The organism is Streptomyces sp. NPDC104226 (genome assembly GCF_055584085.1).
Genome location: NZ_JBVJMS010000014.1, coordinates 221177 through 244784, shown reverse-complemented (window position 1 = coordinate 244784; position 23608 = coordinate 221177). Strand labels below are relative to the sequence as shown.

Sequence of the window (23608 nt, the reverse complement as noted above, 5' to 3'; positions counted from 1 at the left end):
GACCCTGCCGGTACCGGACGCATAGGTTTCGGTGAACCATCAACCTCAAGTACGGGTGGAGGGTTTGCACCCGACCCGTATGCCACCAATGCCTCCGCGGGGCAGCCGCGGCGCGAGGAGCCGTCCATGTCGGCCGAGCAGATTTGCAGCAGGTGCGGGCACCGCAGCGATGCGGCGAGCCGGTTCTGCTCCAACTGCGGGGCGCCGCTGCGGGCGGGTCTGACGCCGGAGCGTGCCTCGGAGACCACGTCCACCATCTCGATCTCGGGCCTGGAGGCCTACGAGGCCGAGGTGTCGGGACAGACGCACGTGTCGTCCTCGCTGTCCCCCGAGGCCCAGGCCGCGGTGGAAGCGCTGCCCCCGGGTTCCGCCCTGCTGATCGTGCGGCGCGGCCCGAACTCCGGCAGCCGGTTCCTCCTGGACGGCGAGCTGACGACGGCCGGCCGGCACCCGCAGAGCGACATCTTCCTGGACGACGTCACCGTCTCCCGGCGCCATGTCGAGTTCCGCAGGAGCCACGACGGTTTCACCGTCTCCGACGTCGGCAGCCTCAACGGCACGTACGTGAACCGTGAACCGATCGACTCCGTCGCCCTGCACAACGGCGACGAGGTGCAGATCGGCAAGTACCGGCTGGTCTTCTACGCGAGCCTGCGGGGGCACTGACCCTTCAAGGGAAGGTCCCATGCTGCGTATCCCGGCAGGCGGTGCCGCCAAGAGCGGCACCGCCACCGCCGCCTCCTCGGGCGTGCGGCTGGTGAGCATCGGCACGGTGCTCACGATGCTGCGTGACGAGTTCCCCGAAGTCACGATCTCGAAGATCCGTTTCCTGGAAGCGGAAGGGCTCGTCGAGCCCCGGCGCACACCTTCCGGATATCGCAAGTTCAGCACCGACGACGTGGAGCGCCTCGCCCACGTCCTCCGGCTCCAGCGCGACCACTACCTCCCGTTGAAGGTCATCCGCGAGCAGCTCGACGCGCTCGCGCGGGGGGAGCAGATCCGCATCCCGGCGCCCACGGCGCACGGGGACGCCGTCGACCCCACGAGCCCCGTCGCCCTCTACGGCGAGGTGGGCCGGGAACGTCCGACCGTGGCCCGGGTGGGCCGGGCCGAGCTGATGGCCGCGGCGGAGGTGGACGAGGTCCAGCTCGTGGAGTGGGAGTCGTACGGGCTCCTCGCGGAGGCGCCCGGCGGCGGTTTCGACGCCGAGGCCGTCACCGTGGCCCGTCTGGTGGCCGATCTCGGCCGATTCGGTCTGGAGCCGCGGCACCTGCGGGCGATGAAGGCCGCCGCCGACCGGGAGGCCGGTCTGGTGGAGCAGGTGGTCTCGCCGCTGCGCCGGCACCGCAATCCGCAGACCAGGGCCCATGCGGAGGCCACCATGAAGGAGATCGCGGGGCTCTCCGTACGGCTGCACGAGGCCCTCGTACAGACTGCTCTCGGGGTGCGGCTGCACTGATTCCGAGGGCGATCCCGCGGGGGTTTCGGGCCGACTTCGGCCGACTTCGGAGGAGCTTCGGGGCAGGCTTGGGGGAGCCCGACTACCCAAACCTGCCGGGCAGGTCCTAGGGTTGCTGTGTGAACGAGCTCGACGTTGTGGGTGTCCGGGTGGAAATGCCCTCGAACCAACCGATCGTGCTCCTGCGTGAAGTGGGAGGCGACCGGTACCTCCCCATCTGGATCGGACCAGGGGAGGCGACCGCCATTGCCTTCGCGCAGCAGGGCATGGCCCCTGCCCGGCCGCTGACGCACGACCTTTTCAAGGACGTGCTGGAGGCGATCGGCGAGGAGCTCACCGAGGTCCGGATCACGGATCTGCGGGAGGGCGTTTTCTACGCGGAGCTCGTCTTCGCCAGTGGAGTCGAGGTGAGCGCGCGGCCATCCGATGCCATAGCGCTCGCCCTGCGGACCGGGACGCCGATCTTCGGCAGCGACGGCGTGCTCGACGACGCCGGAATCGCGATCCCGGACGAGCAGGAGGACGAGGTGGAGAAGTTCCGCGAGTTCCTCGACCAGATCTCGCCAGAGGACTTCGGCACCGGCCCGCAGTGAGGCGCGGGTCGCGCCGTCCTCCCGGATATTTCAGCCCATTCGAGTAGCCTTTCCCCGCAACGAGGTACGGGAAACCACTCTCAGGGTGATTATCACTCGGCGTGCCGAGTGTGGCGATCGTTGACGCACCCCCGGTGACTGCCTACCTTCGAGATGGCAGGTCAAGGACGGAGGGTCGGCGTGAGAGTCACGGGCGACGGTATGACCGGGGGCATCCCCGCACGGAGTGACGGTGGGCCGTACCCGCTGCACGGTGGTGCGGTGAGCTCCGCGCGCCGTCAGCCGGAGCCCGCGCGGGTCGGTTCGGTGGGACCGGTGGGGTCGGTCGAGTCGGTGGGTGGCGAGTCCGCACCCGAGCAGGTCGGATACCGGGGGCCGACGGCGTGTGCCGCGGCCGGCATCACGTACCGGCAGCTCGACTACTGGGCCCGCACCGGGCTGGTGGAGCCCACGGTGCGCCCCGCTTACGGCTCGGGGACGCAGCGCCTCTACAGCTTCCGGGACGTGGTCGTCCTCAAGATCGTGAAGCGCTTCCTGGACACCGGGGTGGCGCTGCAGAACATCCGCACCGCCGTACAGCACCTGCGTGACCGGGGTTTCTCGGACCTGGAGCGGATGACGCTGATGAGCGACGGCGCCACCGTGTACGAGTGCACCTCGCCCGATCAGGTCGTCAGCCTGCTCCAGGGCGGCCAGGGTGTCTTCGGGATCGCCGTGGGCGTGGTCTGGCGCGATGTCGAGAACGCCCTGTCGCAGCTGCACGGGGAACGCGTGGACACGGGCGAGACGGTCGTCGGGCACAACCCGGCCGACGAGCTGGCCGCCCGGAGGAACCGGGCCGTCTGAGACCGGCCCCCTTGGCCGGTCGGCCGGTCGCTCGGGTGGCCGGCCCTCCGGGCCGGCTGCGCGGCCGCGGCGGTGGGCCGATTGTCAGTGGTGTAGGGCAGCATCGGAGCTGTGAGATCCGCGCCGACCATCCTGCACCTGGACATGGACGCCTTCTACGCCTCCGTGGAGCAGGCGTCGAAGCCGAGCCTGCGCGGCAAGGCCGTCATCGTCGGCGGGCTCGGGCCGCGCGGGGTCGTCGCCACCGCCTCCTACGAGGCCAGGCGCTTCGGAGTGCACTCGGCCATGCCGATGGCCCAGGCGCGGCGGCTCTGCCCGAACGGCGCGTGCCTGATCCCGCGCTTCAGCCTGTACCGCGAGGTCAGCGACACGGTCATGGCCTTGCTCCGGGAACTGTCCCCCCTCGTGGAGCCGCTCAGCCTGGACGAGGCCTTCGTGGACCTGGAGGCGGGGGGCGTCGCCTTCGACGCGGAGGCCGCGCGGGCCGTCGGTGAGCGGCTCAGGGCCGACATCGCCGCCGTGACGGGGCTGAGCGGGTCGGTGGGGCTCGCGGGGTCCAAGATGCTGGCCAAGGTCGCCTCCGAGGAGGCCAAGCCGGCCGGACTGCTGCTGATCGAGGTGGGCACGGAGCGGGCGCACCTCGCCCCGATGTCGGTACGGACCCTGCCCGGGGTGGGGCCGGCCACGGGGGAGCACCTGCGGCGGGCCGGAATCACGACGGTGGGGGAGCTGGCGGAGGCCGGCGAGGACGAGCTGGTCCGGATGGTGGGCCGCTCGCACGGGGTCGGGCTGTACCGGATGGCGCTGGGCGTGGACGAGCGGCCGGTGGTCGCCGAACGCGATGCGAAGTCCGTCTCCGTGGAGGACACCTTCGACGTCGACCTGCACGACCGGGTGCGGATCCGCACCGAGGTGCAGCGGCTCGCGGACCGGTGCGTGGAGCGGCTGCGGGGGTCGGGGCACTCCGGGCGGACGATCGTGCTCAAGGTCCGGCGGTACGACTTCTCCACGCTGACCCGCTCGGAGACCCTGCGGGGGCCCACGGACGACCCCGCGGTGGTCCGGGAGGCGGCGGCGCGGCTGCTGGAGGCCGTGGACACCACGGGCGGGGTGCGGCTGCTGGGGGTGGGTGTCACGGGGCTGGCGGATTACACCCAGGAGGACCTGTTCGCTTTCGCCGATGCGATGGCTGCGCGGGCCGGGGTGGGGGCGGAGTCGGACGGGGGGTCCGGGCCGGGTGCGGAGCCGGGGCCGGCTGCGGAGCCGGGGCCGGCTGCGGGTGCGGGTGCGGATCGTGGCGAGGAGGCTGCGTCGTTCGCCGGGGGCGTGGTCGAGGCTGACGGGGGTCGGGCGGGCCATGCTCCGGGTGCGGGTGCGGGTGCGGGGCATGGGCCGGGCCAGGACGAGGGCGCCGGGCAGAGGCAGGGGGCACAGCAGGGCCCGGCGCAGGCCCCTGGGCAGGCGCAGGGTGCTGCGGTAGCGATGGCTGAGTCCCCGGGCCCGGGACAGGGTTCTGCGGTAGCGCTGACCGAAGCCGCGGGCGAGGGGCACGGCGCTGGGGCGGGGCTTGTGGAGAGTGCCGGGGAGGACCGGGCCGCCCAGGAGAGGCCGGGCGCTGGGCGCCGGCTTGCGGAGAGTGCCGTGGAGGACGGGGCATCCCGTGAGGCCCAGGGCCAGGAGCCGGGCCCGGGTGCTGGGTCCGAGTGGGTGGCGCGTGCAGGGGAGGACGGGGCGTCCCGCGAGGGGTCGGGCGAGGGTGCTGGGTCCGGGGAGGTGGCGTGTGACGGGGAGGGGCGGGCATTCCGTGAGGGCCAGGAGCCGGGCCCGGGTGCTGGGTCCGGGAAGGTGGCGCGGGACGGGGAGGGGAGGGTGTCTCGCGAGGGTCTGGGCGAGGGGGCTGGGGCCGGGGCGGTGGAGAGTGCCGGGCAGGGGTCCCGTGAGGGCCACGATCAGGGGCCGGGCCTTGTTCAGGGGCGGGGGGCCGGGCGCTCGGAGGGTGGTGAGCGGTTGTGGGTGGCCGGGAGTGATGCGCGGCATGCGGTGTACGGGCCCGGATGGGTGCAGGGCAGCGGGGTCGGGCGGGTGACCGTACGGTTCGAGCAGCCCGGATCCGAGCCGGGCCGGGTGCGCACGTTCCTGGTGGACGATCCCGAGCTGGAGCCGTCCGATCCGCTGCCGCTGGTGGGGAACCGGGCCGTGGGGGTCGGGGGCGCGGCGGCCCCGTAGGAGCCTGAACGGCTGCGGACGCGGGCAGGGACGCCGTGCTTGGCCGGCACGCGCCTGTGCCCCGGAGCCGTTGTCTGGGGCTGATGCCCCGGGCCCGTTGCCCGGGCTGCCTCCGCCGTCCTCGCCCGGCCGCCTCCTGCGTACGGGATGGGCGCCATCGGCGGGGCGCGGAAGTGCTGGACCGGCCGGGGCCGGGAAGTGGAGAACCTCCCGGCTGACCGGCCGCCGCGGTCATCGGTGCCGCCGGGCACTCGTTGCCCTGCTGGCCGCAGGAGCGGGTCGGGGTCAGGGGGTGTCGGGGGACGCGTGGCCGAAGTCGTGGTGGAAGTCGGAGGGCAGGGCCAGGTCCAGGCCGTAGTGGTGGTAGAGCTGCAGCTCCTGTTCGGGGGAGAGGTGGCGGCCGACACCGAAGTCGGGGGCGTCCCTGATGAGGGAGCGTTCGAAGGGCACGCGCAGGGTGTCGCCCACCATCTCGCTGGGCTCCAGCGGGACGAAGGCGTCCCGGCTGAAGAGTCCGGTGCGTACGGCGGCCCATTCCGGGACGCCCGTGGCATCGTCGAGGTAGACCTCGTCGACGGTGCCGATCTTGGTGCCATTGCGGTCGAACGCCTTGCGGCCGATCAGGCTGCGGGGATCGATGTCGGTCTGCACGGTCCGGTCCCTCCATTGGGCGCAACTCCTCCGTAATGACTACAAAAGTGCATTTCCGGAGAGGGGGCCACTCGAGGGAGGCCCGCAGATCCTCGCTGGTAGGCTGGGTGATGGCTGTTGACCCTGTGCGGGAGAGTCCTCCGAATGAGTGAGACGGAGGCGCCGAAGGAGCAAATCCTCCCCGGAATCTCTCAGGCATACGTACCGCACGTGGTGAGGCCACTCTGGAAAGCAGGAGCGGGGTCCCGGGCGCGCAGTGCCGGTCCCTCTCCTCACCGACGGTGAAAGCCGGACCCCGTGGGCGACCCCCGCGCGGCCCGGTGAAGCTCTCAGGTTGTGATGACAGAGGGGGAGGCCGTCCGGGTGCCCGCGCCGTGGTGCCCCTCGCAGGTCGTACGACCCAGGAGGCCTCCGTACATGACCGCCAACCGCATTCCGCTCTCCCAGCTGGAGCGAGGCATCCCCTTCGAGCAGCGCCACATCGGCCCGGACGCCGAGGCGCAGGCGAAGATGCTCGCCCATGTGGGCTACGGCTCGCTGGACGAGCTCACCGCTGCCGCGGTGCCGGATGTGATCAAGACCACCGCCGCGCTGAACCTGCCCGAGGCGCGGACCGAGGCCGAGGTGCTCGCCGAGCTGCGTGAGCTCGCGGACCGCAACCAGGTGCTGTCGTCGATGATCGGTCTCGGCTACTACGGGACCTTCACGCCGCCGGTGATCCTGCGCAACGTCATGGAGAACCCGGCCTGGTACACGGCGTACACGCCCTACCAGCCGGAGATCTCCCAGGGCCGCCTCGAAGCCCTGCTGAACTTCCAGACCGTCGTCGCCGAGCTGACCGGCCTGCCGACCTCCGGTGCCTCCCTGCTCGACGAGGGCACGGCTGCCGCCGAGGCCATGACCCTGGCCCGCCGCGTGGGCAAGGCCAAGGGCAACGTCTTCCTCGTCGACGCCGACGCGCTGCCGCAGACCATCGCGGTGATCCAGACCCGCGCCGAGCCGATCGGCATCGACGTGGTCGTCGCCGACCTGTCCGGGGGGATCCCGGCCGAGATCGCCGAGCGCGGTGTCTACGGCGTGCTCCTGCAGTACCCGGGTGCCTCCGGCGCCGTGCGGGAGATCAAGCCGGTCATCGAGCAGGCGCACGCGCTCGGCGCGATCGTCGCCGTCTCCGCCGACCTCCTCGCCCTGACGCTGCTGACCTCGCCGGGCGAGCTGGGCGCGGACATCGCCGTCGGCACCACCCAGCGCTTCGGCGTCCCGATGGGCTTCGGCGGCCCGCACGCCGGCTACATGGCCGTCCAGGCCAAGCACGCCCGCTCGCTGCCCGGCCGCCTCGTCGGCGTCTCCGTGGACGCGGACGGCAACAAGGCGTACCGCCTGGCGCTGCAGACCCGTGAGCAGCACATCCGCCGTGAGAAGGCCACCAGCAACATCTGCACCGCGCAGGTGCTGCTCGCCGTCATGGCCGGCATGTACGCCGTCTACCACGGCCCCGACGGGCTGCGGACGATCGCCCGTCGGACGCACCGCTACGCCGCCCTGCTCGCGGCCGGTCTGACGGCCGGCGGGGTCGAGGTCGTGCACGGCTCGTACTTCGACACCCTCACCGTCCGGGTGCCGGGCCGGGCCGCCGAGGTCGTGGCCGCCGCCCGCGAGGGTGGCGTCAACCTCTTCCAGGTCGATGCCGACCTGGTCTCCCTGGCCTGTGACGAGACGACCCTGCGCGCCGACGTGGAGGCCGTCTGGGCGGCCTTCGGCGTCACCGCGGACATCGAGGCGCTGGACGCCGCCACCGCCGACGCGCTGCCCGAGGGGCTGCTGCGCGAGGACGCGTACCTGACCCACCCGGTGTTCCACCAGCACCGCTCCGAGACCGCGATGCTGCGCTACCTGCGCAAGCTCTCGGACAAGGACTACGCGCTGGACCGCGGCATGATCCCGCTGGGCTCCTGCACCATGAAGCTCAACGCGACCACCGAAATGGAATCGGTCACCTGGCCGGAATTCGGCCAGTTGCACCCGTTCGCCCCGGTCGGGCAGGCCGAGGGGTACCTCACGCTCATCACCGAGCTGGAGGAACGTCTCTGCGAGGTCACCGGCTACGACAAGGTCTCCATTCAGCCGAATGCCGGCTCCCAGGGTGAGCTCGCCGGCCTGCTGGCCGTCCGCGCCTACCACCGGGCGAACGGCGACGAGCAGCGCACCGTCTGCCTCATCCCGTCCTCCGCGCACGGCACCAACGCGGCGAGCGCCGTGATGGCCGGCATGAAGGTCGTCGTCGTCAAGACCGGCGACGACGGCGAGGTGGACACGGACGACCTGCGCGCCAAGATCGAGCAGTACCGCGACGAGCTCGCCGTGCTGATGATCACGTACCCCTCCACGCACGGTGTGTTCGAGGAGCACGTCGCCGACATCTGCGCCCAGGTGCACGACGCCGGCGGCCAGGTCTACGTGGACGGCGCCAACCTCAACGCCCTGGTGGGCCTGGCCAAGCCGGGTCACTTCGGCGGCGACGTCTCGCACCTGAACCTGCACAAGACCTTCTGCATCCCGCACGGCGGCGGCGGTCCGGGCGTCGGCCCGGTCGGTGTCCGTGCGCACCTGGCTCCGTACCTGCCCAACCACCCGCTCCAGCCGACCGCCGGTCCGGAGACGGGCGTCGGCCCGATCTCGGCCGCTCCGTGGGGCTCGGCGGGCATCCTGCCGATCTCCTGGTCGTACGTGCGCCTGATGGGCGGCGAGGGCCTCAAGCGCGCCACCCAGGTGGCGGTGCTCGGCGCCAACTACATCGCCAAGCGCCTGGAGCCGCACTACCCGGTGCTCTACACCGGCCCGGGCAACCTGGTCGCGCACGAGTGCATCATCGACATGCGCCCCCTGTCCAAGGCGACGGGCGTGAGCATCGACGACATCGCCAAGCGCCTGATCGACTACGGGTTCCACGCGCCGACCATGTCCTTCCCGGTCGCCGGCACGCTCATGATCGAGCCGACGGAGTCCGAGGACCTCGCCGAGATCGACCGCTTCTGCGACGCGATGATCGCCATCCGCGCCGAGATCGAGCGGGTCGCGGGCGGCGAGTGGCCGGTGGACGACAACCCGCTGGCCAACTCCCCGCACACGGCGGCGGCCCTGGGCGGCGAGTGGAACCACCCGTACACCCGCGACGAGGCCGTCTTCCCCGGTGGGGTGTCGGCCGCGGAGAAGTACTGGCCGCCGGTGCGCCGCATCGACGGTGCCTTCGGTGACCGGAACCTGGTGTGTTCCTGCCCGCCGCTGGACGAGTACGACAACTGATGCGGTGACATGACGAAGGGGCCGGTCCGGGAGTTCGCTCTCCTGGGCCGGCCCCTTTCGTTTCCGTCGTCGGCTAGGCCGCCTTCATCACCTGCGTCGCCGCGAGCCGGCGGTGCGGGGCGATGATCCGGCCGTCCGGCAGCAGCTCACCGGTGTCCTCGAACAGCAGGACGCCGTTGCACAGCAGGCTCCAGCCCTGTTCCGGGTGAACGGCCACGGGGTGTGCGGCCTCCCGGTCGGCGGAGTCGGCGGACGGGCATGCTGGCTTGTGCTGGCACATGGATGCGTTCTTTCGCTGCGGTGTGGTCTGTGTGCTGCGGCTCGGTGCGTTGTGCGCGTGGTTCATGGCCGCCCCCCGTATCAACGACTTGGCTCGGTCAGAGCCCCCAGTGTTCCCCCATGGCGCGGTGTCCGGAGGGATTTCCCGGCAGCTGTCCTCATAGATTGATGACGCATCACCCGTGCGGGCGGTTCAGCTCAACTCCCCTGTCATTTCGGATGGTTACCCGGTGGCCCGAGTGGGCTAGGCCGAATGGGCAGAACCGGCCAGGGGCCGGGTCAGGCGGCCGGTGCGGCCATGGAAGGCGGTACCGGGGGAGCCGTCGGCGTGAGCCGGTGGGTCAGTACGGGGAGCAGTTCGGACACGGGGTGCGGGCGGTAGGCGGCGATGCCGGGCGGGGCGGGTGCCAGGGGGACCAGGAGGTCGGCGGCGGCCGGCAGGCCGGCGGAGGCGTCGGCGCCCACCGATCCGTGCAGCCACAGGGTCAGCATGTACAGCTCCGGTACGGACAGCAGGCGCGGCTGGTAGTTCTTGCCGAGCGACTCGGCCTGGCGCAGCGCGCGTTCGGTGGCGGCGACGTAGGGGCCCTCGAAGAAGTGGGAGAAGGCCCAACCGTCCGGGGTCAGCCGGGTGTCGGCCGCCGCGACGTAGCGGTCCCCGCTGCGGATCAGGAACCGCCAGCCGGTCAGCCGGGTACGCGGCGGCCTGCCGCCGGCGGTCAGGCCCGAGATGTGCAGCCGGTCCAAGACGTGTACGGGCAGTGGCAGTTCGGCGGTCATCGGCCCCTGGAGGGAGCGCAGGGCCGGGGTGTGCGCCTCATGGACGGCGGTGGGGGAGCCGAGGGCCGCGAGGACGCTGCGCAGGGCGGGCGCGGGAGCCGGAGGGACGTGCAGCGGCATGGTGGGTCGCCTCTCGCTTGGGAGACCTGTGGAACGGGGCGGGTACGGGGTGCGGACGACGCTGTCGCATTCTGGGGTCAGAGGGGGGCTGAGGGGCAATGGCCGCGCGCCAACTCTCTGCCTCGCATGCGGAGTTTATCTGACATGTGTTCACGCAGTGTTTCGGCTAGCTGTCCCGCCTATTTCCGACAAGGCGGATACCGGTCCCGCTGACGTGGCATTCATGCCGGGTGCGCGCAAAATTTCCGCGCTGACCTCGGAGGTTACCGGATGGGGGCTCGGCTGAAAAGCATCGGTTATCGATAACCGGCAAAGTCAACGGTGTATTTGCAGAATCGTGCTTGCCAGGTGAATGTGCCAAAGCGCCCGTCGGCCAAACCGGCGCGCGCTCCCCGCCAGTCGCACCCCTTCCGCGTTATCGATCACGCCGCCGGGGCATCATCGACCGTAACGCGCGCCCGGGCGGGGGATCCACTGCCCACCGGCCGGGCCCAGTCGAGGAGGGACGCTCCGATGGGGGAGAAGGTCGTGGCGGGCGGATTCGACCTGTCCGATCGGCAAAGGTACCGGAGGAAGCTTCACGAGTGCCTGGAGGTACTGGAGCGACTTCTGGAGGAGAAGAGGTTCGATCGCCCCAAGAACATGATGGGGCTGGAGATCGAGTTGAATCTCGCGGGTGCCGACGGGTTGCCGAGAATGGTGAATGCGCAGGTCCTCGAGCGTATTGCGAGCAACGATTTCCAAACCGAACTGGGAATGTTCAACCTGGAGGTGAACGTACTTCCGCACCGGCTCGGCGGCCGGGTATTCGACCAGCTCGCCGAGGAACTGAGTGCGGGTCTCGGCTACGCCCACCGGCAGGCGCTGGAGGTCGACGCCGGGGTGGTCATGATCGGAATTCTGCCGACGATCTCCCGCACCGACCTGGTCACCGCCAACCTCTCGGCGGTGGACCGCTACTCACTGCTCAACGAGCAGATCCTGATGATGCGGGGAGAGGACTTCGTCCTCGACATCGAGGGAGTCGAGCGGCTCACCTGGACCTCCGGGTCGATCGTGCCGGAGGCCGCCTGCACCTCCGTACAACTGCACCTGCAGGTGACCCCGGCACGCTTCGCGGACGTGTGGAACGCGGCCCAGGCGGTGGCGGCCGTACAGATAGCCGTCGGCGCCAACTCGCCCTTCCTGTTCGGGCGGGAGCTGTGGCGGGAGTCGCGGCCGCCGCTCTTCCAGCAGGCCACCGACACCCGGCCGCCCGAGCTCCAGGCGCAGGGGGTGCGCCCGCGCACCTGGTTCGGCGAGCGGTGGGTGGACTCGGCGTACGAGCTCTTCGCCGAGAACATCCGCTACTTCCCGGCCCTGCTGCCGATCTGCGACGAGGAGGAGCCGCTGCGGGTCCACGCCGAGGGCGGGGTGCCGAGCCTGCAGGAGCTGGTGCTGCACAACGGCACCGTCTACCGCTGGAACCGGCCCGTCTACGGGGTCGCCGACGGGGTGCCGCACCTGCGCGTCGAGAACAGGGTGCTGCCCGCCGGCCCGACGGTGGCCGACGTCGTCGCCAACGCCGCCTTCTACTACGGGCTCGTACGGACCCTCGCGGACGAGCAGCGCCCCGTGTGGAGCCGGCTGCCCTTCGCGGAGGCGGAGGCCAACTTCGACGCGGCCTGCCGCTACGGCATCGACGCCCGGCTGCGCTGGCCGCGCCGGGGCCGGGGCGGGGGACTGGCGAGCGTGCCCGCGGTCCGGCTGGTGCTGGAGGAACTGCTGCCGATGGCGGCCGCCGGACTGGACGCGTGGGGCATCGAGCCCGCCGACCGGGACCACTACCTCGGCATCATCGAGGAGCGGTGCCGGCGCCGGGTGAACGGCGCCACCTGGCAGGTGGACACGTACCACCGGGCGCTCGCGGGCGGCCTGGAGCGGGACGCGGCGCTCGCCGCGACCACGCGCCGCTACAGCGAGCTGAGTCACCGGGGCGATCCCGTGCACACCTGGCCGGCGGGCCTGGGGGGTGGCGCCGCGGGGGCCGGAGCGGCGGACGTGGACTGATCCCGGGGTCCGGCGCCGTCGTGTGTCGTCCCGTCCGGTCCCGTCCGGTGATCCCCTTGGCCCGTGGAGGAGGCAGTATGGGGTGATCGGGGCGGGACGCCCCGCGGGATGTCGCAGCGGTGGCGGGACGGGAGACGGGCGTGCGGACGGAGCCGGAACCGGAGGTCGGGGAGCTCGAACTCGGCGGGCGTGCGAGCGAGCGCAGGATGCTGCGCTCCGAGACGCTGCTCGTGCTCGCGCTGTCCCTGGGCGCGAGCGGGGTCTCGGCGCTGATCAGCTTCATCGGTTCGCTGACCAAGCCGGGCGGGCTCAAGGACCAGGCCGCCACGCTCAACGGTTCGTACGCCCCCGGCCGGCCCTGGCTGGACCTGGCCTGGCAGCTGTTCGGCATCGCGAGCGCGCTCGTCCCCGTCCTGCTCGTCGCCCACCTGCTGACCCGTGAGGGTGCGCCCGGGCTGAAGGTGCTGGGCTTCGACCGCACCCGGCCCTGGTGGGACCTGGGCCGGGGCGCGCTCGTCGCCGCCTGCATCGGCAGTGCGGGGCTGGCCTTCTACCTGGGGGCGCGGGCGACCGGCTTCAACCTCACGGTGGTGCCGGAGGCGCTGCCCGACGTGTGGTGGAAGTTCCCCGTGCTGATCCTCTCCGCGGTGCAGAACTCCGTGGTGGAGGAGGTCATCGTGCTGGCCTACCTGCTGCGCAGGCTCGGCCAGCTCGGCTGGTCGCCGATGGCCGCGCTGGTGGCCAGCTCCGTGCTCCGCGGCTCGTACCACCTCTACCAGGGCATCGGCGGCTTCATCGGCAACGTGGTGATGGGCGTCGTCTTCGTCCTCGCCTACCGGCACTGGGGCCGGGTGGGCCCGCTGGTCGTCGCGCACGCGCTGCTCGACATCGTGGCCTTCGGCGGATACGCCCTGCTGGCGGGCAAGGTGGGCTGGCTGCCCACGCCGTAGGCGGCCGGCGGCCGGGGCGGCCTGGCTGTACGGTCGCCCGGCCCTTACGGTGCGGTGAGCAGCTCGCCGTCGAGGACCGTGACCGCGCGCCCGATCAGCAGCGTACGGTCGCCCTGCAGCCGGACCCGGACGAGGCCCGTGCGGGCTCCGCCCTGGAGGCCGACCAGCTCCGTGCGGCCCAGCCGCTGTGCCCAGAAGGGGGCCAGCGCGGTGTGGGCGCTGCCGGTGACCGGGTCCTCGTCGATGCCGACCGCGGGGAAGAAGCCGCGCGAGACGAAGTCGTAGCCGCGGGAGGGGTCCTCGGCCGGCGCGGTCACGATGACCCCGCGCCGGGCATAGCCGCGCAGGGCGGCATGGTCCGGCGTGAGCTCCCGTACGGTCCGCTCGTCGGCCAGCTCCACCACGAGGTCCCCGATGTGCTCGGAGGTGTCGTGGACCGACTTGGCTGTGGCGCCCAGTGCGCGCTCCACGGCGGCGTCCGGCTCTACCTCCGTCAGGGAAGAGGTCGGGAAGTCCATGACCAGCGTCCCGTCCTCGGCGGCGGTGACCTTCAGGATGCCGCAGCGCGCCGAGAAGCGGACCGTCCCCGTGGCCAGGCCGCTGGTGGCCAGGACGTGGGCGGTGGCCAGGGTCGCGTGGCCGCACATGTCGACCTCCGCGGCCGGGGTGAACCAGCGCAGCGCCCAGTCCGCCTCGCCGCCGGGCGGGAGGGGGTGGGCGAAGGCGGTCTCGGAGAGGTTGACCTCGGCGGCGACCTGCTGGAGCCAGGCGTCCCGGGGGAACCCGTCCTCGAGGAGCAGGACCCCGGCGGGGTTGCCGCCGAAGGGGCGGTCGGTGAAGGCGTCGACGATTCGGATGCGCATGCCTTCGACCGTAGGGACGCGGCGGAGCCGGCTGCAAAGGCCAATTCGGGAGGACTGGACTGGTCGCCGCCGGTGGCAGTCAGAACCGTCCCGTACCGGGGCGCACGGGCAGAGCCAGAACGCGGGCGAGGGCCCCGGCCAGCGGAACGGAGTGGCCGGGCAGCTGCTCGGCGATCCAGCCCGTCGCGGCCGCGAGAAACTCGGTCAGGTCGCGCTCGACGCCGACGAGCAGACGGGGGAGCTCGGAGGCCGGCACGTCGAGCAGGTGCCCGTCGGGCCCGCCGGCCGGCAGGCTGCGGGCGACTCTTCGACACGCCCCCGGGCCGAGAAGTCGGCCGGTCAGAGCAGGTCGGGGCTGGGGTCGAACAAGGGGTCGAGCGGATCACCCTCGTACCCGACGACTAGGCAGGCCACAGCGACGGGGCCCTGGGAGAGTTCTACGAGTCGGGCCAGAACCTCCGACTCGGACGGCAGTCCGGCCGGATCGAGACCGAGCGCCCGGGCCGCGAGGTCGCGGCGCCGGTCGAGGTCGGGTACGTCCTCCCGGTACTCGTCGGCAATCGCCTGGAGGCGTCCGGGTGTCTGCCCGGGGGCATCGCGCCACCACGGTGCCACCAGGCAAAGCCGCATCAGCTCCGGCAGTCCGATGGCGAGCGGTCCGGCCTCACCGTCGAGGCTCACGTACACCACTGGGCGTTCCTCGCCGCCCTCGCCGACGAAGCAGAACGCGTCCCCGGAACCCGCCCGGGCGAACTGTTCCAGTCGAGCCCCGGAGTCGAGCCGGACGCCGTCCTCCAGCAGCCAGTCGGCCGGATCCGTTGCGTCGAGGTCCGCGACGCCGGCAAAGAAGTCGACGACCGCTGCTTCGGCAGCCAGAAGAGGCAGCAACTCGCCGGAGAGGGTGGGCACGCCAGCTGATGCTTCTGATCCGTTCACCCGGCAACCGTAACCAAGGCCTCCGACACCGCCGGCCTCGACCGTTCCGGGAGGCAGGTTCTGATCGGCTGGGCTGCAGGTGAGGAAATCGTTCGCTGTCCGGGGTGGTCGGTTCTAGCCTGCGTCGCGTGATGACGGCTGAAGACGTGGTGTCCGTCCTGACTCTGCTGCGACGGGCAGGGGTGGATGTCTGGATCGGTGGGGGATGGGGGATCGATACTCTGGTCGGCGAGCAGACCCGGGACCATCGCGACCTGGACCTGATGCATCGGCAAGAGCAGGAAGCCGACGTGGTGGCTGCTCTCCGTGGGGCGGGTTTCGTGGAGAGCCTGAGCTGGAGGCCCGTCCGGTTCGTCGTGACGGCTCCGGACGGCCGAGAGATCGACCTTCATCCCCTCGTCTTCGGAGGCGACGGCTCGGCGGTGCAGGTGTCACTCGAACCGGAGCGGCCTTTCGTCTATCCCGCCTCGTGCTTCGTGACGGGCACGGTCGAGGGGACGGCTGTCCCCTGCCTGTCCGCCGAGCAGCAGGTCTCCTTCCATCAGGGGTACGAGCCCAGGGGCCGCGATCGGCATGACATGGCTCAACTCCGCCGGGTCTTCGGGATCGCCACCCACTTCTGAGGTGTCCTGTCTCGACGCAGTTGGTCGTCTGCATACCGCTCTCACATGACCTGCTCCGTTAGGACTGCTGGAAGGTCTCAGAGGCCGGGCACATCCATGACGTGTGTGTCGCGGGAGTATCCACGCGTGGAGCGTGCAAGCTCGGAGACGCGTCGTGCCTGCTCGGCGGACAGACGCCGCGCCTCCCACAGCAGGTCTGCGATGTCCATGGCCTCCGGGGTCGGGGGCGGGGGTACCTCACGCAGAATGACACCCGTCAGCGCGGCCAGGTCGCGCGCATCGATGCCCAACACAGCAGCGATGTCCACCACCAAGCGTGGGGTCAGCGCCTTGCGATCAGAGCTGATCACACCGTAGGTGGCTGCCGACAGGTATGTGGGCGTCACGGACGCAAGCGTCTGCGCCATTCCCGACCAGTTCAGGTTGCGGTACTGGAGCATGCGGATCACCTGAGCGCCCGGGCCGCCAGCGAGGGGCATGATCGGATTCGGTACGAAGCCGGAACGCCGTTCCTCCTGCGGCATTGAGCGGATCACCTGCAGGAGTGCACGGCGTCCCGCTGCGGGGAGCCTCGCCGTATCCGTCGCTGCGTTCTTCACCCACATCACAGCCGCGGCGTCCAACGGCGCCATGTCATCCGGGACCGCGAGCCCTGCGAGGATGAACAGATCGACGGTGTGAAATCCCAGTGCGGGAGCGAGCCGCCGGAGCAGTTCCTCGCCGGGGCCATCTCCTGCCAGCACTGCACGGACCTCGTCTGCGTTCAGCTCAGCGTGGTCGGCCAAATCCTGCGCGCCGGACTCTCTGTGGTCCAGCAACCACGCCAGCATCGTGCCGAACCCAGGGTGCTCCGTCATGTCCGCAGGCTAGCCAGAGACGCGAGCGGGATACAGCCCTGGCGGAACTTCCCCGGAGTCACGCGTCAGGCCCTGCCTTGTCCTGCTCGCGCTGGGCCCACGAGCACCGTGTCGGATCGAACTCCGGCCGGGGCTTGATCCCTTCCGCAGTATCCGGCGGTAGGCCGTGCAGAACCTCAGCCGGTCTCCCGCCGCATCCGCCCCGGACATGAGTGACCTCGAACGACTCGATTGCGTGAGACAGGACATCCGAGGACTGTTCGGAGGGTGTTCGTTGAAGAAGTTTCCGATATATCGTTGACGCATCGCGATGGGTCAGTGATAGTAGAGGCATCGCATCAGTGACAACCAAGCACCGAAGAGGAAAGGAGCGCAGTCATGCGTTCACACGGACAGCACGGACACGACCACGGGCATGAGCACGGACGGGGTCACGGCCACTGCGGGCCGGACCGTCGGGAGGAGTTTCAGCGGCGGCGTGCCGCCTTCGGGCCGTTCGGGCCGCCCTTCGGCGGCGGGCCCTTCGGGGGGCGCGGTGGTCGCGGTGGACCGCGGGGCCGGGCCCGGCGGGGTGATGTGCGCGCCTCGATCCTGGCGCTGCTCGCCGACCGGCCGATGCACGGCTACGAGATGATCCAGGAGATCGGCGAGCGCAGCGGCGGGGCGTGGAAGCCCAGCCCGGGGTCGGTCTACCCGACCCTGCAGCTGCTGGAGGACGAAGGCCTCATCACGAGTGAGAGCGAGGGCGGCAAGAAGCTGTTCACGCTCACCGACGCCGGTCGCACCGAGGCCGAGTCCGGCCCCGACGCCCCCTGGGCGGAGGCCGGCCGGGGCTTCGACTTCGAGGCGATGAACGAGGTCCGGACGGCCGGCTTCGGCCTGATGGAGGCCTTCGGGCAGGTCTTCAAGACCGGCACGCCCGCGCAGCGGGAGAAGGCCCTCGCCGTCATCAACGACGCCCGTAAGAAGCTCTACCTGATCCTGGCCGACGAGCACTGAGTGCGAGCCGGGAGGATCCTCCGGTACGACGGCGCGCCCCGCGGGATTCCTCGCGGGGCGCGCCGTCGTGTCCGTGGGGGTACGGGCCTGCTCGTTCGGGGGTGGGGCTCAGGCGACCAGGCCGGAGAGCTTGCGGAGCGACTCGTTCAGGGCGGCGGTGGCCGAGTCCTTGAGCTTGCCCGCCATGAGGGCGACCGCGGCGCCGGAGAACTCGCCGTCGATGCGGACCGTGGTGGCCCCGCCGTCCGGGATCAGGGTGTAGCGGGTCAGGACGGCGACGCCCATAGGGCCCTTGCCGGTGATCGCGAAGACGCGCTCGTCCTCCAGCTCCGAGACCGTCCAGAGGACCTCGGCGGGGAAGCCCATCATCTTCATGTTCTCGGCGAAGGTGGATCCCACCGCCAGGGTCTCGGGGCCGCCCTTCGGGAAGTTGGTGTGGGTCATGCTCCACTGGCCGTAAGCGTCCCAGTCGGTCAGCTGGGACCAGAGCTTCGCGGCGGACGCCTCGATGCGTGATTCCGCGGTGACTTCAGCCATGCGACCACCCCTTCTCGTCAGGTACGTGCGGCGGAAGGTAGTCCCGGCGGACGCAACATTCAAGACTGACGACCTGTCAGATTCTGGGAGGCGGGGTGGATGCGGACCCCGCCGGTGTCGGGTCGGTCTCGGGAGCGTCTCAACAGGTGTCACGCGTCTGTCGCTCCTGACGCGGCCTGCCATGATGTCCGAATGCAAGCGTCAGGGAGACATGCCGGACTGGGCCTCGCCCTCATTTCGGCGATCGCGTTCGGTGGTTCGGGTGTGGCGGCGAAGCCGCTGATCGAGGCGGGTCTGGACCCGCTCCACATGGTCTGGCTCAGGGTGGCCGGGGCGGCGCTCGTGCTGTCCCCGCTGGCCTGGCGCCATCGCGATCTCGTACGCCGCAAACCCCTGCTGCTCGCGGGCTTCGGGCTCGTCGCCGTGGCCGGCGTCCAGGCCTTCTACTTCGCCTCGCTGTCCCGGATACCGGTCGGCGTGGCCCTGCTGCTGGAGTACCTCGGCCCGGCGCTGCTGCTCGGCTGGATCCGCTTCGTGCAGCGCCGGCCCGTGACCCGGGCCGCCGCGGCCGGCGCCGCCGTGGCCGTCGTGGGCCTCGCCTGCGTGGTGCAGATCTGGGCGGGGCTGAGCCTCGACCTGCTGGGCGTACTGCTCGGCCTCGCGGCCGCCTGCTGCCAGGCCTTCTACTTCGTCTTCGCCGACCAGGGCAGTGACGGGGACGACGTGCCCGACCCGATGGGCATGATCGCGTACGGCATGATCGTCGGCACCCTCGTGATGACCGTGATCGCCCGGCCCTGGCAGATTGACTGGCAGGTACTGGGCGGCGACGCGGCCCTCGGCGACCTGACCGTGCCCGCGCCGGTGCTGCTCGGCTGGGTGGTGCTGATCGCCACGGTGTTCGCGTACCTGACCGGTGTGGTCTCCGTGCGCAAGCTGTCGCCGCAGGTCGCGGGTGTGGTGGCCTGCCTGGAGGCGGTCGTGGCGACCGTACTGGCCTGGGTGCTCCTCGGTGAGCACCTCTCGACCTGGCAGATCATCGGCGGCGCGCTCGTGCTGGGCGGGGCCTTCATCGCGCAGACCTCCCGGCAGACCGCGCCAGGGGTCGCGGAACCGGTGGCCGCCCTGGACCGCGACCCGAGCAAGGTCTAGGCTCTCGATCATGCCGACGACCGTGCTTCCGCCTCCCGCCGCCTAGCGCGGGCGGCTGCCACCACGTAGGAGAACCCGGCCCGGGCCGTGACCCGGGCGGATTCGCGCTGCCCGCGAAGCGATGACCTGCTCCTTTCATCCTTCACGCACGCGCGGAGACCTCTCGTGTCGATTCAGTCGATCCCGTCGGATCACCCGGTCCATTCGGACCACGCGCCCGCCACCGGGCGCAGCCTGCTCTTCCTCGTCATCGCCGGAACCGCCTGGGGCACGGCGGGGGCGGCGGCCTCGCTGCTCTACCTCGCCAGTGACCTCGGTCCGCTCGCCCTGTCGTTCTGGCGGTGCGCGGGCGGGCTGGCGGTGCTGCTCCCGGTCCTCGCCGTACGCCGCCGCCCGCGGGGCGCGGGGGCGGCGGGGCGTGCCGTCCGGGCGCGGGCCTCGGTGGGGTCGCTCATCGGGACCGGGCTGCTGTTCACCCTCTTCCAGTCCGCGTACTTCGCCGCCGTGCGCGAGACCGGCCTCGCGGTGGCCACCGTGGTCACCCTCGGATCCGGTCCCGTGCTCATCGCCCTCGGGGCCCGCTACTGGATGGGGGAGCGGCTCGGCCGGGGCGGGATCCTCGCGGTCGGCGGGGCGCTGGCCGGGCTGGCCGTACTCGTCCTCGGCAGCGGAGGCGGCGAGGTGCGGCCGCTCGGCGTCGGCTGGGCGCTGCTGTCCGCCGCCGGCTACGGGGCCATGACCCTGCGGGCCAGGCTGCTCGGGCGGCGCGGCACGGGCGGGGAGCCGCTGGTCACCACCGTCTGGTCGGTGGGGGTGGGCGCGGCGTGCCTGCTGCCGTTCGCCCTGGTGGAGGGGCTGGTGCCGCACACCGCGGAGCCCGTCCGGGTGCTCTGGCTGCTCGCCTACATGGCCACCGTGCCCACCGCGCTGGCCTACGCCCTCTACTTCAGCGGGGCCGCCGCGGTGCGGGCCGCGACGGTGTCCGTGATCATGCTGATCGAGCCCGTCGGCGCGGCGGCGATCGCCGTCCTGGTGCTCGGGGAGCGGCTGACCGGACCGGTGGCGCTGGGCACCGTACTCCTGCTGACGGCCGTGGGGGCGCTGATCGCCGCCGAGGCGCGGCGGCCGGCGGGCGTCCGGGACCCGCACATGCCGGAGGGCGGGCCGGAGGTCCGGCCCGCCCTTGCCGCCGAGGCGGCCGTCAGAGTGCGGTGATGTAGTCCGGGACGGGGATGCCCGGGGCGAGGTCGGCGGCCGGGACCGGGGTCCCGTACGCCGGCGCGACCGGGACCACGCCCGTCCAGTAGGGCAGGGAGACGTCCTCGGGGTCGTCGCCCGGGCCGCCGGTGCGGACCTTGGCGGACACCTCGTCGAGGTCCAGACGGATCACGGCGGTGGCCGCGAGCTCCTTGGCGTTCGCCGGCCGGGAGTCGGCCGAGCGGCCCGGGACGACCTGGTCGACGAGGGCGTCGAGCGCGATCCGGCGCTCCTGCGGGTCGGTCACCTGGTAGGCGGTGCCGTGCACGACCACCGAGCGGTAGTTGAGCGAGTGGTGGAAGGCGGAGCGGGCCAGGACCAGGCCGTCGAGGTGCGTCACGGTGAGGCAGACCGCCAGCCCCGGGTCGGCCTTGCCGGCCGCGAGGAGCGGACCCGAGCCGGTGGAGCCGTGCACGTAGAGGGTCTGGCCGACCCGGCCGTAGAGGGTCGGCAGGACCACCGGCGCGCCGTCGCGGATGAAGCCGAGGTGGCAGAGGTAGGCCGCGTCCAGTATCGAGTGCACCGTCTCGTGGTCGTAGTGCGCGCGGTCGCGGTACCGGCTGGGCACGGTGCGGCCGGTGGGCGCGTACCCGGCGGCCGACGGCTCGGCGGGCGGGGGCGCCGCCGCGGCCGTCGGCGTTCCCGTGATGTTCTCGGGGACAGGGGTGACGCTCATCGCGTTCTCCGTTGTATTAGTGCATACTTGGCTTTGTGCTAGGAGAGTATCTGATCGTCGGGCGGCGCGCATCGGAAATCGCCGCGAGTGTGGAAGCGGGCGTCGCCTCGGGCGCGCTCGCGCCGGGAGCGCTGTTGCCGCCCATGCGGGAGCTGGCCGGTGTGCTGGGGGTGAACCCCAACACCGTGGCGGCGGCGTACCGCACGCTGCGCGAACGCGGGGTCATCGAGACCGACGGGCGTCGCGGCAGCCGGGTGCGGGCCCGCCCGGCGACCGCGCCGCGCGACGAACTGCGGATGGCGGTCCCGGCGGGGGTGCGCGACCTCGCCTCCGGCAACCCGGACGTACGGCTGCTGCCCGCGCTGGACGAGGCGCTGGCGGGCGCGGCCCGCCGGTACGCCGCCGGGCCGACGCTCTACGGCCAGGACCCGGTCGTCCCGGAGCTGGCCCGGCTCGCCAGAGCCGCCTTCGACGCGGACGGGGTGCCGGCCGGGGAGGTGGCGGTCACCTCGGGAGCGCTGGACGGCATCGAACGGGTCCTGGCCGCGCACCTGCGGCCCGGCGACGCGGTCGGGGTCGAGGACCCGGGCTGGGGGAGCGTCCTCGACCTCGTCCCCGCGCTGGGCCTACGGGTCGTGCCGGTGGCCGTGGACGACGACGGGCCGCTGCCCGACTCGGTGGAACGGGCGCTGGCGCACGGGCTCCGGGCGCTGGTCGTCACGGCCCGGGCGCAGAACCCGACCGGGGCGGTGGTGAGCGCGCGGCGGGCCGCGGAGCTGCGGGCGGTGCTCGCCGGCCACCCCGAGGTGCTGGTCATCGACGACGACCACGGGCACGGCATCGTGGACCTGCCGCTCCACGCGCTCGGCGGGGTGACCCGCCACTGGGTGCTGATCCGCTCCACCGCGAAGGCGTACGCACCGGACCTGCGGCTCGCCGTGCTGACCGGTGACGGGGTCACGCTCGACCGGGTCCGCGGGCGGCAGCGACTGGGCCCCGGGTGGGTGAGCAGGCTGCTGCAGTACACCGCGGTGGAGCTGTGGCAGGCCGGAGCGGTCGACCACGCGGCGGTCGCGCGGTCCTACGGGGAGCGCCGGGACGGACTGGTCGCGGCGCTGGCCCGGCGCGGGGTGCACGCGCTGGGGCGGAGCGGGATGAACGTGTGGGTGCCCGTCGCCGAGGAGACGGCGGTGGTGACGCGCCTGCTGGGCGCGGGCTGGGCGGTCGCTCCGGGAGCCCGGTTCCGGGTGGAATCGGGGCCGGCCGTGCGGATGACGATGTCGACGCTGTCCCCGGCGGACGTACCGGGGCTGGCGGAGGCGGTGGCCTCGGCCGTCCGCCCGGCGGCCGGGGGGCGGCTCGACTGACGGCGGGGCGTCAGGGGCGGGTGTGGGGGCGGGGCCGATCGGTGTCGTGTCGATCGGCCCCGCCCCCGGCCCGGGATCGGCCTATCGGCGCCGGGTCTGGGTGAGGGCCGCGCCGGCCAGGACGACGGCCGCGCCCACCGGGGTGTTCCAGTGGAGCTGTTCGTCCAAGAGGAGGACGCCCGCCGTCGTCGCGATGACCGGGATGAAGTACGTGACCATCTGCGCGGTGGTCGGGCCGATCTCCGTGACCAGGCCGTACTGCATCTGGAGGGCCATGCCCGTGCCCAGGGCGCCCAGGGCGATCACCGACAGGGTCGGCCAGAGCGGGAACGAGGTGGGGGTCGAGGTGAACACCGCGCTGACCGCCGCCAGTTGCAGGGTGGAGACCAGGAGCTGGGCGCCGGTCAGGGCGACCGGGGAGCCCGGCGTGGAGGCCAGGGTGCGGCGTACGTAGATCCAGCCGATCGGGTAGCAGAGCGCGGCCAGCAGGGCGAGCGCGGTGCCCTTGGCGTCGAGGCCCGAGAAGCCCTGCCAGGCGCCGAGGACGGTCAGGACGCCGAGGAAGCCCAGGCCCAGACCGGCGACGCGCCGCCGCGTCGGGCGGTCCTCGGAGAGCGCGACCAGGGACAGGGCCATGCCCCATAGCGGGGAGGTGGCGTTGCAGATGCCCGCCAGGCTGGAGGGGATGCTCAGTTCCGCGTACGCGAAGAGGGAGAACGGGGCGGTGTTGAGCAGCAGCGCCGCCACCGACAGGTGGGCCCAGGTGCGCCGGCCCCGGGGGAGCGGTTCGCGGCGGATCAGCAGCACGGTGAGCAGGGCGAGCGCGCCGAAGAAGACCCGGCCGAGGGCGACCTGGAACGGGGCGTACGCCTCCGTGCCCACCTTGATCAGCAGGAAGCTGAAGCCCCAGATCACCGAGAGGACCGCGAAGCGCAGGCGCCAGTCCAGTCGGGGGGTGGTCGTGGATCGCACCTCGTCGGCGGGGGCCGGCGACGGGTGCGGGGCAGGGGTGCCGGGTGCGGGCGGGGTGCTCGGCGGAAACGGGGTGCTCGGTGGAAGCGGGGTGCTTGGGGCGCTCATGACAG

23 protein-coding genes and 1 riboswitch are annotated in these 23608 nt (G+C 72.0%); of the genes, 13 read left to right on the top strand and 10 right to left on the bottom strand.

The genetic code is table 11. The features are described 5' to 3' along the window. The first annotated feature begins 126 nt into the window (after positions 1 to 126). From ACZ60J_RS35580 to ACZ60J_RS35560, 5 genes are all read left to right on the top strand, one after another. Positions 127 to 666, top strand: a complete 540-nt coding sequence (locus ACZ60J_RS35580; protein ID WP_274547808.1) for an FHA domain-containing protein — start codon at positions 127 to 129, stop codon at positions 664 to 666. A 19-nt stretch (positions 667 to 685) separates the two neighbouring features. After that, the gene (ftsR, locus tag ACZ60J_RS35575) at positions 686 to 1459 is read left to right on the top strand and encodes a transcriptional regulator FtsR (RefSeq protein ID WP_469688311.1); all 774 of its coding nucleotides are present in this window, start codon (positions 686 to 688) and stop codon (positions 1457 to 1459) included. 119 nt (positions 1460 to 1578) lie between these two features. Further along, positions 1579 to 2052, top strand: a complete 474-nt coding sequence (locus ACZ60J_RS35570) for a bifunctional nuclease family protein (protein WP_250745191.1) — start codon at positions 1579 to 1581, stop codon at positions 2050 to 2052. A 180-nt stretch (positions 2053 to 2232) separates the two neighbouring features. After that, complete coding sequence (locus ACZ60J_RS35565) at positions 2233 to 2898, top strand: MerR family transcriptional regulator (RefSeq protein ID WP_469688310.1); 666 nt, start codon at positions 2233 to 2235, stop codon at positions 2896 to 2898. 111 nt (positions 2899 to 3009) lie between these two features. After that, positions 3010 to 5124 (top strand): DNA polymerase IV, encoded by a 2115-nt coding sequence (locus tag ACZ60J_RS35560; protein ID WP_469688309.1) that lies wholly within the window; start codon positions 3010 to 3012, stop codon positions 5122 to 5124. 285 nt (positions 5125 to 5409) lie between these two features. Here ACZ60J_RS35560 and ACZ60J_RS35555 read toward each other — a convergent pair whose 3' ends face one another. After that, positions 5410 to 5775: a PRC-barrel domain-containing protein gene (locus tag ACZ60J_RS35555; RefSeq protein ID WP_469688308.1), complete on the bottom strand. Its 366-nt coding sequence runs from the start codon at positions 5773 to 5775 to the stop codon at positions 5410 to 5412. Between the two features lie 118 nt (positions 5776 to 5893). Continuing rightward, positions 5894 to 5992, top strand: a riboswitch (glycine riboswitch). 200 nt (positions 5993 to 6192) lie between these two features. Between ACZ60J_RS35555 and gcvP the strand changes: the two genes are divergently transcribed. Then, a complete protein-coding gene (gene gcvP / locus ACZ60J_RS35550; protein ID WP_469688307.1) occupies positions 6193 to 9078 on the top strand; it encodes an aminomethyl-transferring glycine dehydrogenase in 2886 nt (961 codons plus the stop codon). A gap of 73 nt (positions 9079 to 9151) precedes the next feature. On the opposite strand, the gene ACZ60J_RS35545 is transcribed toward gcvP, so the two are convergent. Both ACZ60J_RS35545 and ACZ60J_RS35540 read right to left on the bottom strand, forming a co-directional pair. Next, entirely contained in the window at positions 9152 to 9358 is a 207-nt protein-coding gene (locus tag ACZ60J_RS35545; RefSeq protein WP_469688306.1) for a DUF5999 family protein, read from the bottom strand. A 278-nt stretch (positions 9359 to 9636) separates the two neighbouring features. Then, positions 9637 to 10257: a hypothetical protein gene (locus ACZ60J_RS35540; protein ID WP_469688305.1), complete on the bottom strand. Its 621-nt coding sequence runs from the start codon at positions 10255 to 10257 to the stop codon at positions 9637 to 9639. A 513-nt stretch (positions 10258 to 10770) separates the two neighbouring features. On the opposite strand from ACZ60J_RS35540, the gene ACZ60J_RS35535 reads away from it, so the two are divergent. Next, the gene (locus ACZ60J_RS35535; RefSeq protein ID WP_469688304.1) at positions 10771 to 12306 is read left to right on the top strand and encodes a glutamate-cysteine ligase family protein; all 1536 of its coding nucleotides are present in this window, start codon (positions 10771 to 10773) and stop codon (positions 12304 to 12306) included. A gap of 206 nt (positions 12307 to 12512) precedes the next feature. Continuing rightward, positions 12513 to 13256 carry a CPBP family intramembrane glutamic endopeptidase gene (locus tag ACZ60J_RS35530; protein ID WP_469688328.1) on the top strand — a complete coding sequence of 248 codons (744 nt, stop codon included), beginning with the start codon at positions 12513 to 12515 and terminating at the stop codon, positions 13254 to 13256. Positions 13257 to 13300: 44 nt separating this feature from the next. Here ACZ60J_RS35530 and ACZ60J_RS35525 read toward each other — a convergent pair whose 3' ends face one another. From ACZ60J_RS35525 to ACZ60J_RS35515, 3 genes are all read right to left on the bottom strand, one after another. Then, positions 13301 to 14119 (bottom strand): PhzF family phenazine biosynthesis protein, encoded by an 819-nt coding sequence (locus ACZ60J_RS35525; RefSeq protein ID WP_469688303.1) that lies wholly within the window; start codon positions 14117 to 14119, stop codon positions 13301 to 13303. Positions 14120 to 14198: 79 nt separating this feature from the next. After that, the gene (locus ACZ60J_RS35520; RefSeq protein WP_469688302.1) at positions 14199 to 14375 is read right to left on the bottom strand and encodes a hypothetical protein; all 177 of its coding nucleotides are present in this window, start codon (positions 14373 to 14375) and stop codon (positions 14199 to 14201) included. Positions 14376 to 14458: 83 nt separating this feature from the next. After that, positions 14459 to 15028, bottom strand: a complete 570-nt coding sequence (locus ACZ60J_RS35515) for a hypothetical protein (protein WP_469688301.1) — start codon at positions 15026 to 15028, stop codon at positions 14459 to 14461. A gap of 158 nt (positions 15029 to 15186) precedes the next feature. Between ACZ60J_RS35515 and ACZ60J_RS35510 the strand changes: the two genes are divergently transcribed. Further along, positions 15187 to 15678 (top strand): nucleotidyltransferase domain-containing protein, encoded by a 492-nt coding sequence (locus tag ACZ60J_RS35510; RefSeq protein WP_469688327.1) that lies wholly within the window; start codon positions 15187 to 15189, stop codon positions 15676 to 15678. A gap of 77 nt (positions 15679 to 15755) precedes the next feature. On the opposite strand, the gene ACZ60J_RS35505 is transcribed toward ACZ60J_RS35510, so the two are convergent. Beyond that, positions 15756 to 16535, bottom strand: a complete 780-nt coding sequence (locus tag ACZ60J_RS35505; RefSeq protein WP_469688300.1) for a hypothetical protein — start codon at positions 16533 to 16535, stop codon at positions 15756 to 15758. Between the two features lie 378 nt (positions 16536 to 16913). Between ACZ60J_RS35505 and ACZ60J_RS35500 the strand changes: the two genes are divergently transcribed. Beyond that, entirely contained in the window at positions 16914 to 17534 is a 621-nt protein-coding gene (locus tag ACZ60J_RS35500) for a PadR family transcriptional regulator (protein ID WP_469688299.1), read from the top strand. Between the two features lie 108 nt (positions 17535 to 17642). Here the strand turns inward: ACZ60J_RS35500 and ACZ60J_RS35495 are convergent, their stop codons facing one another. Continuing rightward, positions 17643 to 18071 carry a type II toxin-antitoxin system Rv0910 family toxin gene (locus ACZ60J_RS35495; RefSeq protein ID WP_469688298.1) on the bottom strand — a complete coding sequence of 143 codons (429 nt, stop codon included), beginning with the start codon at positions 18069 to 18071 and terminating at the stop codon, positions 17643 to 17645. A gap of 192 nt (positions 18072 to 18263) precedes the next feature. Between ACZ60J_RS35495 and ACZ60J_RS35490 the strand changes: the two genes are divergently transcribed. Together ACZ60J_RS35490 and ACZ60J_RS35485 are read left to right on the top strand one after the other, a co-directional pair. Continuing rightward, positions 18264 to 19223: an EamA family transporter gene (locus tag ACZ60J_RS35490; RefSeq protein WP_469688297.1), complete on the top strand. Its 960-nt coding sequence runs from the start codon at positions 18264 to 18266 to the stop codon at positions 19221 to 19223. A 165-nt stretch (positions 19224 to 19388) separates the two neighbouring features. Continuing rightward, entirely contained in the window at positions 19389 to 20438 is a 1050-nt protein-coding gene (locus ACZ60J_RS35485) for a DMT family transporter (protein WP_469688296.1), read from the top strand. On the opposite strand, the gene ACZ60J_RS35480 is transcribed toward ACZ60J_RS35485, so the two are convergent. Continuing rightward, positions 20425 to 21156, bottom strand: a complete 732-nt coding sequence (locus tag ACZ60J_RS35480; protein WP_469688295.1) for a pyridoxamine 5'-phosphate oxidase family protein — start codon at positions 21154 to 21156, stop codon at positions 20425 to 20427. The genes ACZ60J_RS35485 and ACZ60J_RS35480 overlap by 14 nt on opposite strands. Before the next feature lie 35 nt (positions 21157 to 21191). Between ACZ60J_RS35480 and ACZ60J_RS35475 the strand changes: the two genes are divergently transcribed. Beyond that, a complete protein-coding gene (locus ACZ60J_RS35475) occupies positions 21192 to 22523 on the top strand; it encodes an aminotransferase class I/II-fold pyridoxal phosphate-dependent enzyme (RefSeq protein ID WP_469688294.1) in 1332 nt (443 codons plus the stop codon). A gap of 81 nt (positions 22524 to 22604) precedes the next feature. On the opposite strand, the gene ACZ60J_RS35470 is transcribed toward ACZ60J_RS35475, so the two are convergent. Further along, positions 22605 to 23603 carry a DMT family transporter gene (locus tag ACZ60J_RS35470; protein ID WP_469688293.1) on the bottom strand — a complete coding sequence of 333 codons (999 nt, stop codon included), beginning with the start codon at positions 23601 to 23603 and terminating at the stop codon, positions 22605 to 22607. Positions 23604 to 23608 lie beyond the last annotated feature (5 nt).

Excerpts from the sequence above, each read along its gene's own strand:
- ACZ60J_RS35580 (WP_274547808.1), top strand. The coding sequence starts at position 127 with ATGTCGGCCGAGCAGATTTGCAGCAGGTGCGGGCACCGCAGCGATGCG.
- ftsR (WP_469688311.1), top strand. The coding sequence starts at position 686 with ATGCTGCGTATCCCGGCAGGCGGTGCCGCCAAGAGCGGCACCGCCACC.
- gcvP (WP_469688307.1), top strand. The coding sequence starts at position 6,193 with ATGACCGCCAACCGCATTCCGCTCTCCCAGCTGGAGCGAGGCATCCCC.
- ACZ60J_RS35545 (WP_469688306.1), bottom strand. The coding sequence starts at position 9,358 with ATGTGCCAGCACAAGCCAGCATGCCCGTCCGCCGACTCCGCCGACCGG.
- ACZ60J_RS35540 (WP_469688305.1), bottom strand. The coding sequence starts at position 10,257 with ATGCCGCTGCACGTCCCTCCGGCTCCCGCGCCCGCCCTGCGCAGCGTC.
- ACZ60J_RS35535 (WP_469688304.1), top strand. The coding sequence starts at position 10,771 with ATGGGGGAGAAGGTCGTGGCGGGCGGATTCGACCTGTCCGATCGGCAA.
- ACZ60J_RS35530 (WP_469688328.1), top strand. The coding sequence starts at position 12,513 with ATGCTGCGCTCCGAGACGCTGCTCGTGCTCGCGCTGTCCCTGGGCGCG.
- ACZ60J_RS35525 (WP_469688303.1), bottom strand. The coding sequence starts at position 14,119 with ATGCGCATCCGAATCGTCGACGCCTTCACCGACCGCCCCTTCGGCGGC.
- ACZ60J_RS35510 (WP_469688327.1), top strand. The coding sequence starts at position 15,187 with ATGACGGCTGAAGACGTGGTGTCCGTCCTGACTCTGCTGCGACGGGCA.
- ACZ60J_RS35505 (WP_469688300.1), bottom strand. The coding sequence starts at position 16,535 with ATGACGGAGCACCCTGGGTTCGGCACGATGCTGGCGTGGTTGCTGGAC.
- ACZ60J_RS35500 (WP_469688299.1), top strand. The coding sequence starts at position 16,914 with ATGCGTTCACACGGACAGCACGGACACGACCACGGGCATGAGCACGGA.
- ACZ60J_RS35495 (WP_469688298.1), bottom strand. The coding sequence starts at position 18,071 with ATGGCTGAAGTCACCGCGGAATCACGCATCGAGGCGTCCGCCGCGAAG.
- ACZ60J_RS35490 (WP_469688297.1), top strand. The coding sequence starts at position 18,264 with ATGCAAGCGTCAGGGAGACATGCCGGACTGGGCCTCGCCCTCATTTCG.
- ACZ60J_RS35480 (WP_469688295.1), bottom strand. The coding sequence starts at position 21,156 with ATGAGCGTCACCCCTGTCCCCGAGAACATCACGGGAACGCCGACGGCC.
- ACZ60J_RS35470 (WP_469688293.1), bottom strand. The coding sequence starts at position 23,603 with ATGAGCGCCCCAAGCACCCCGCTTCCACCGAGCACCCCGTTTCCGCCG.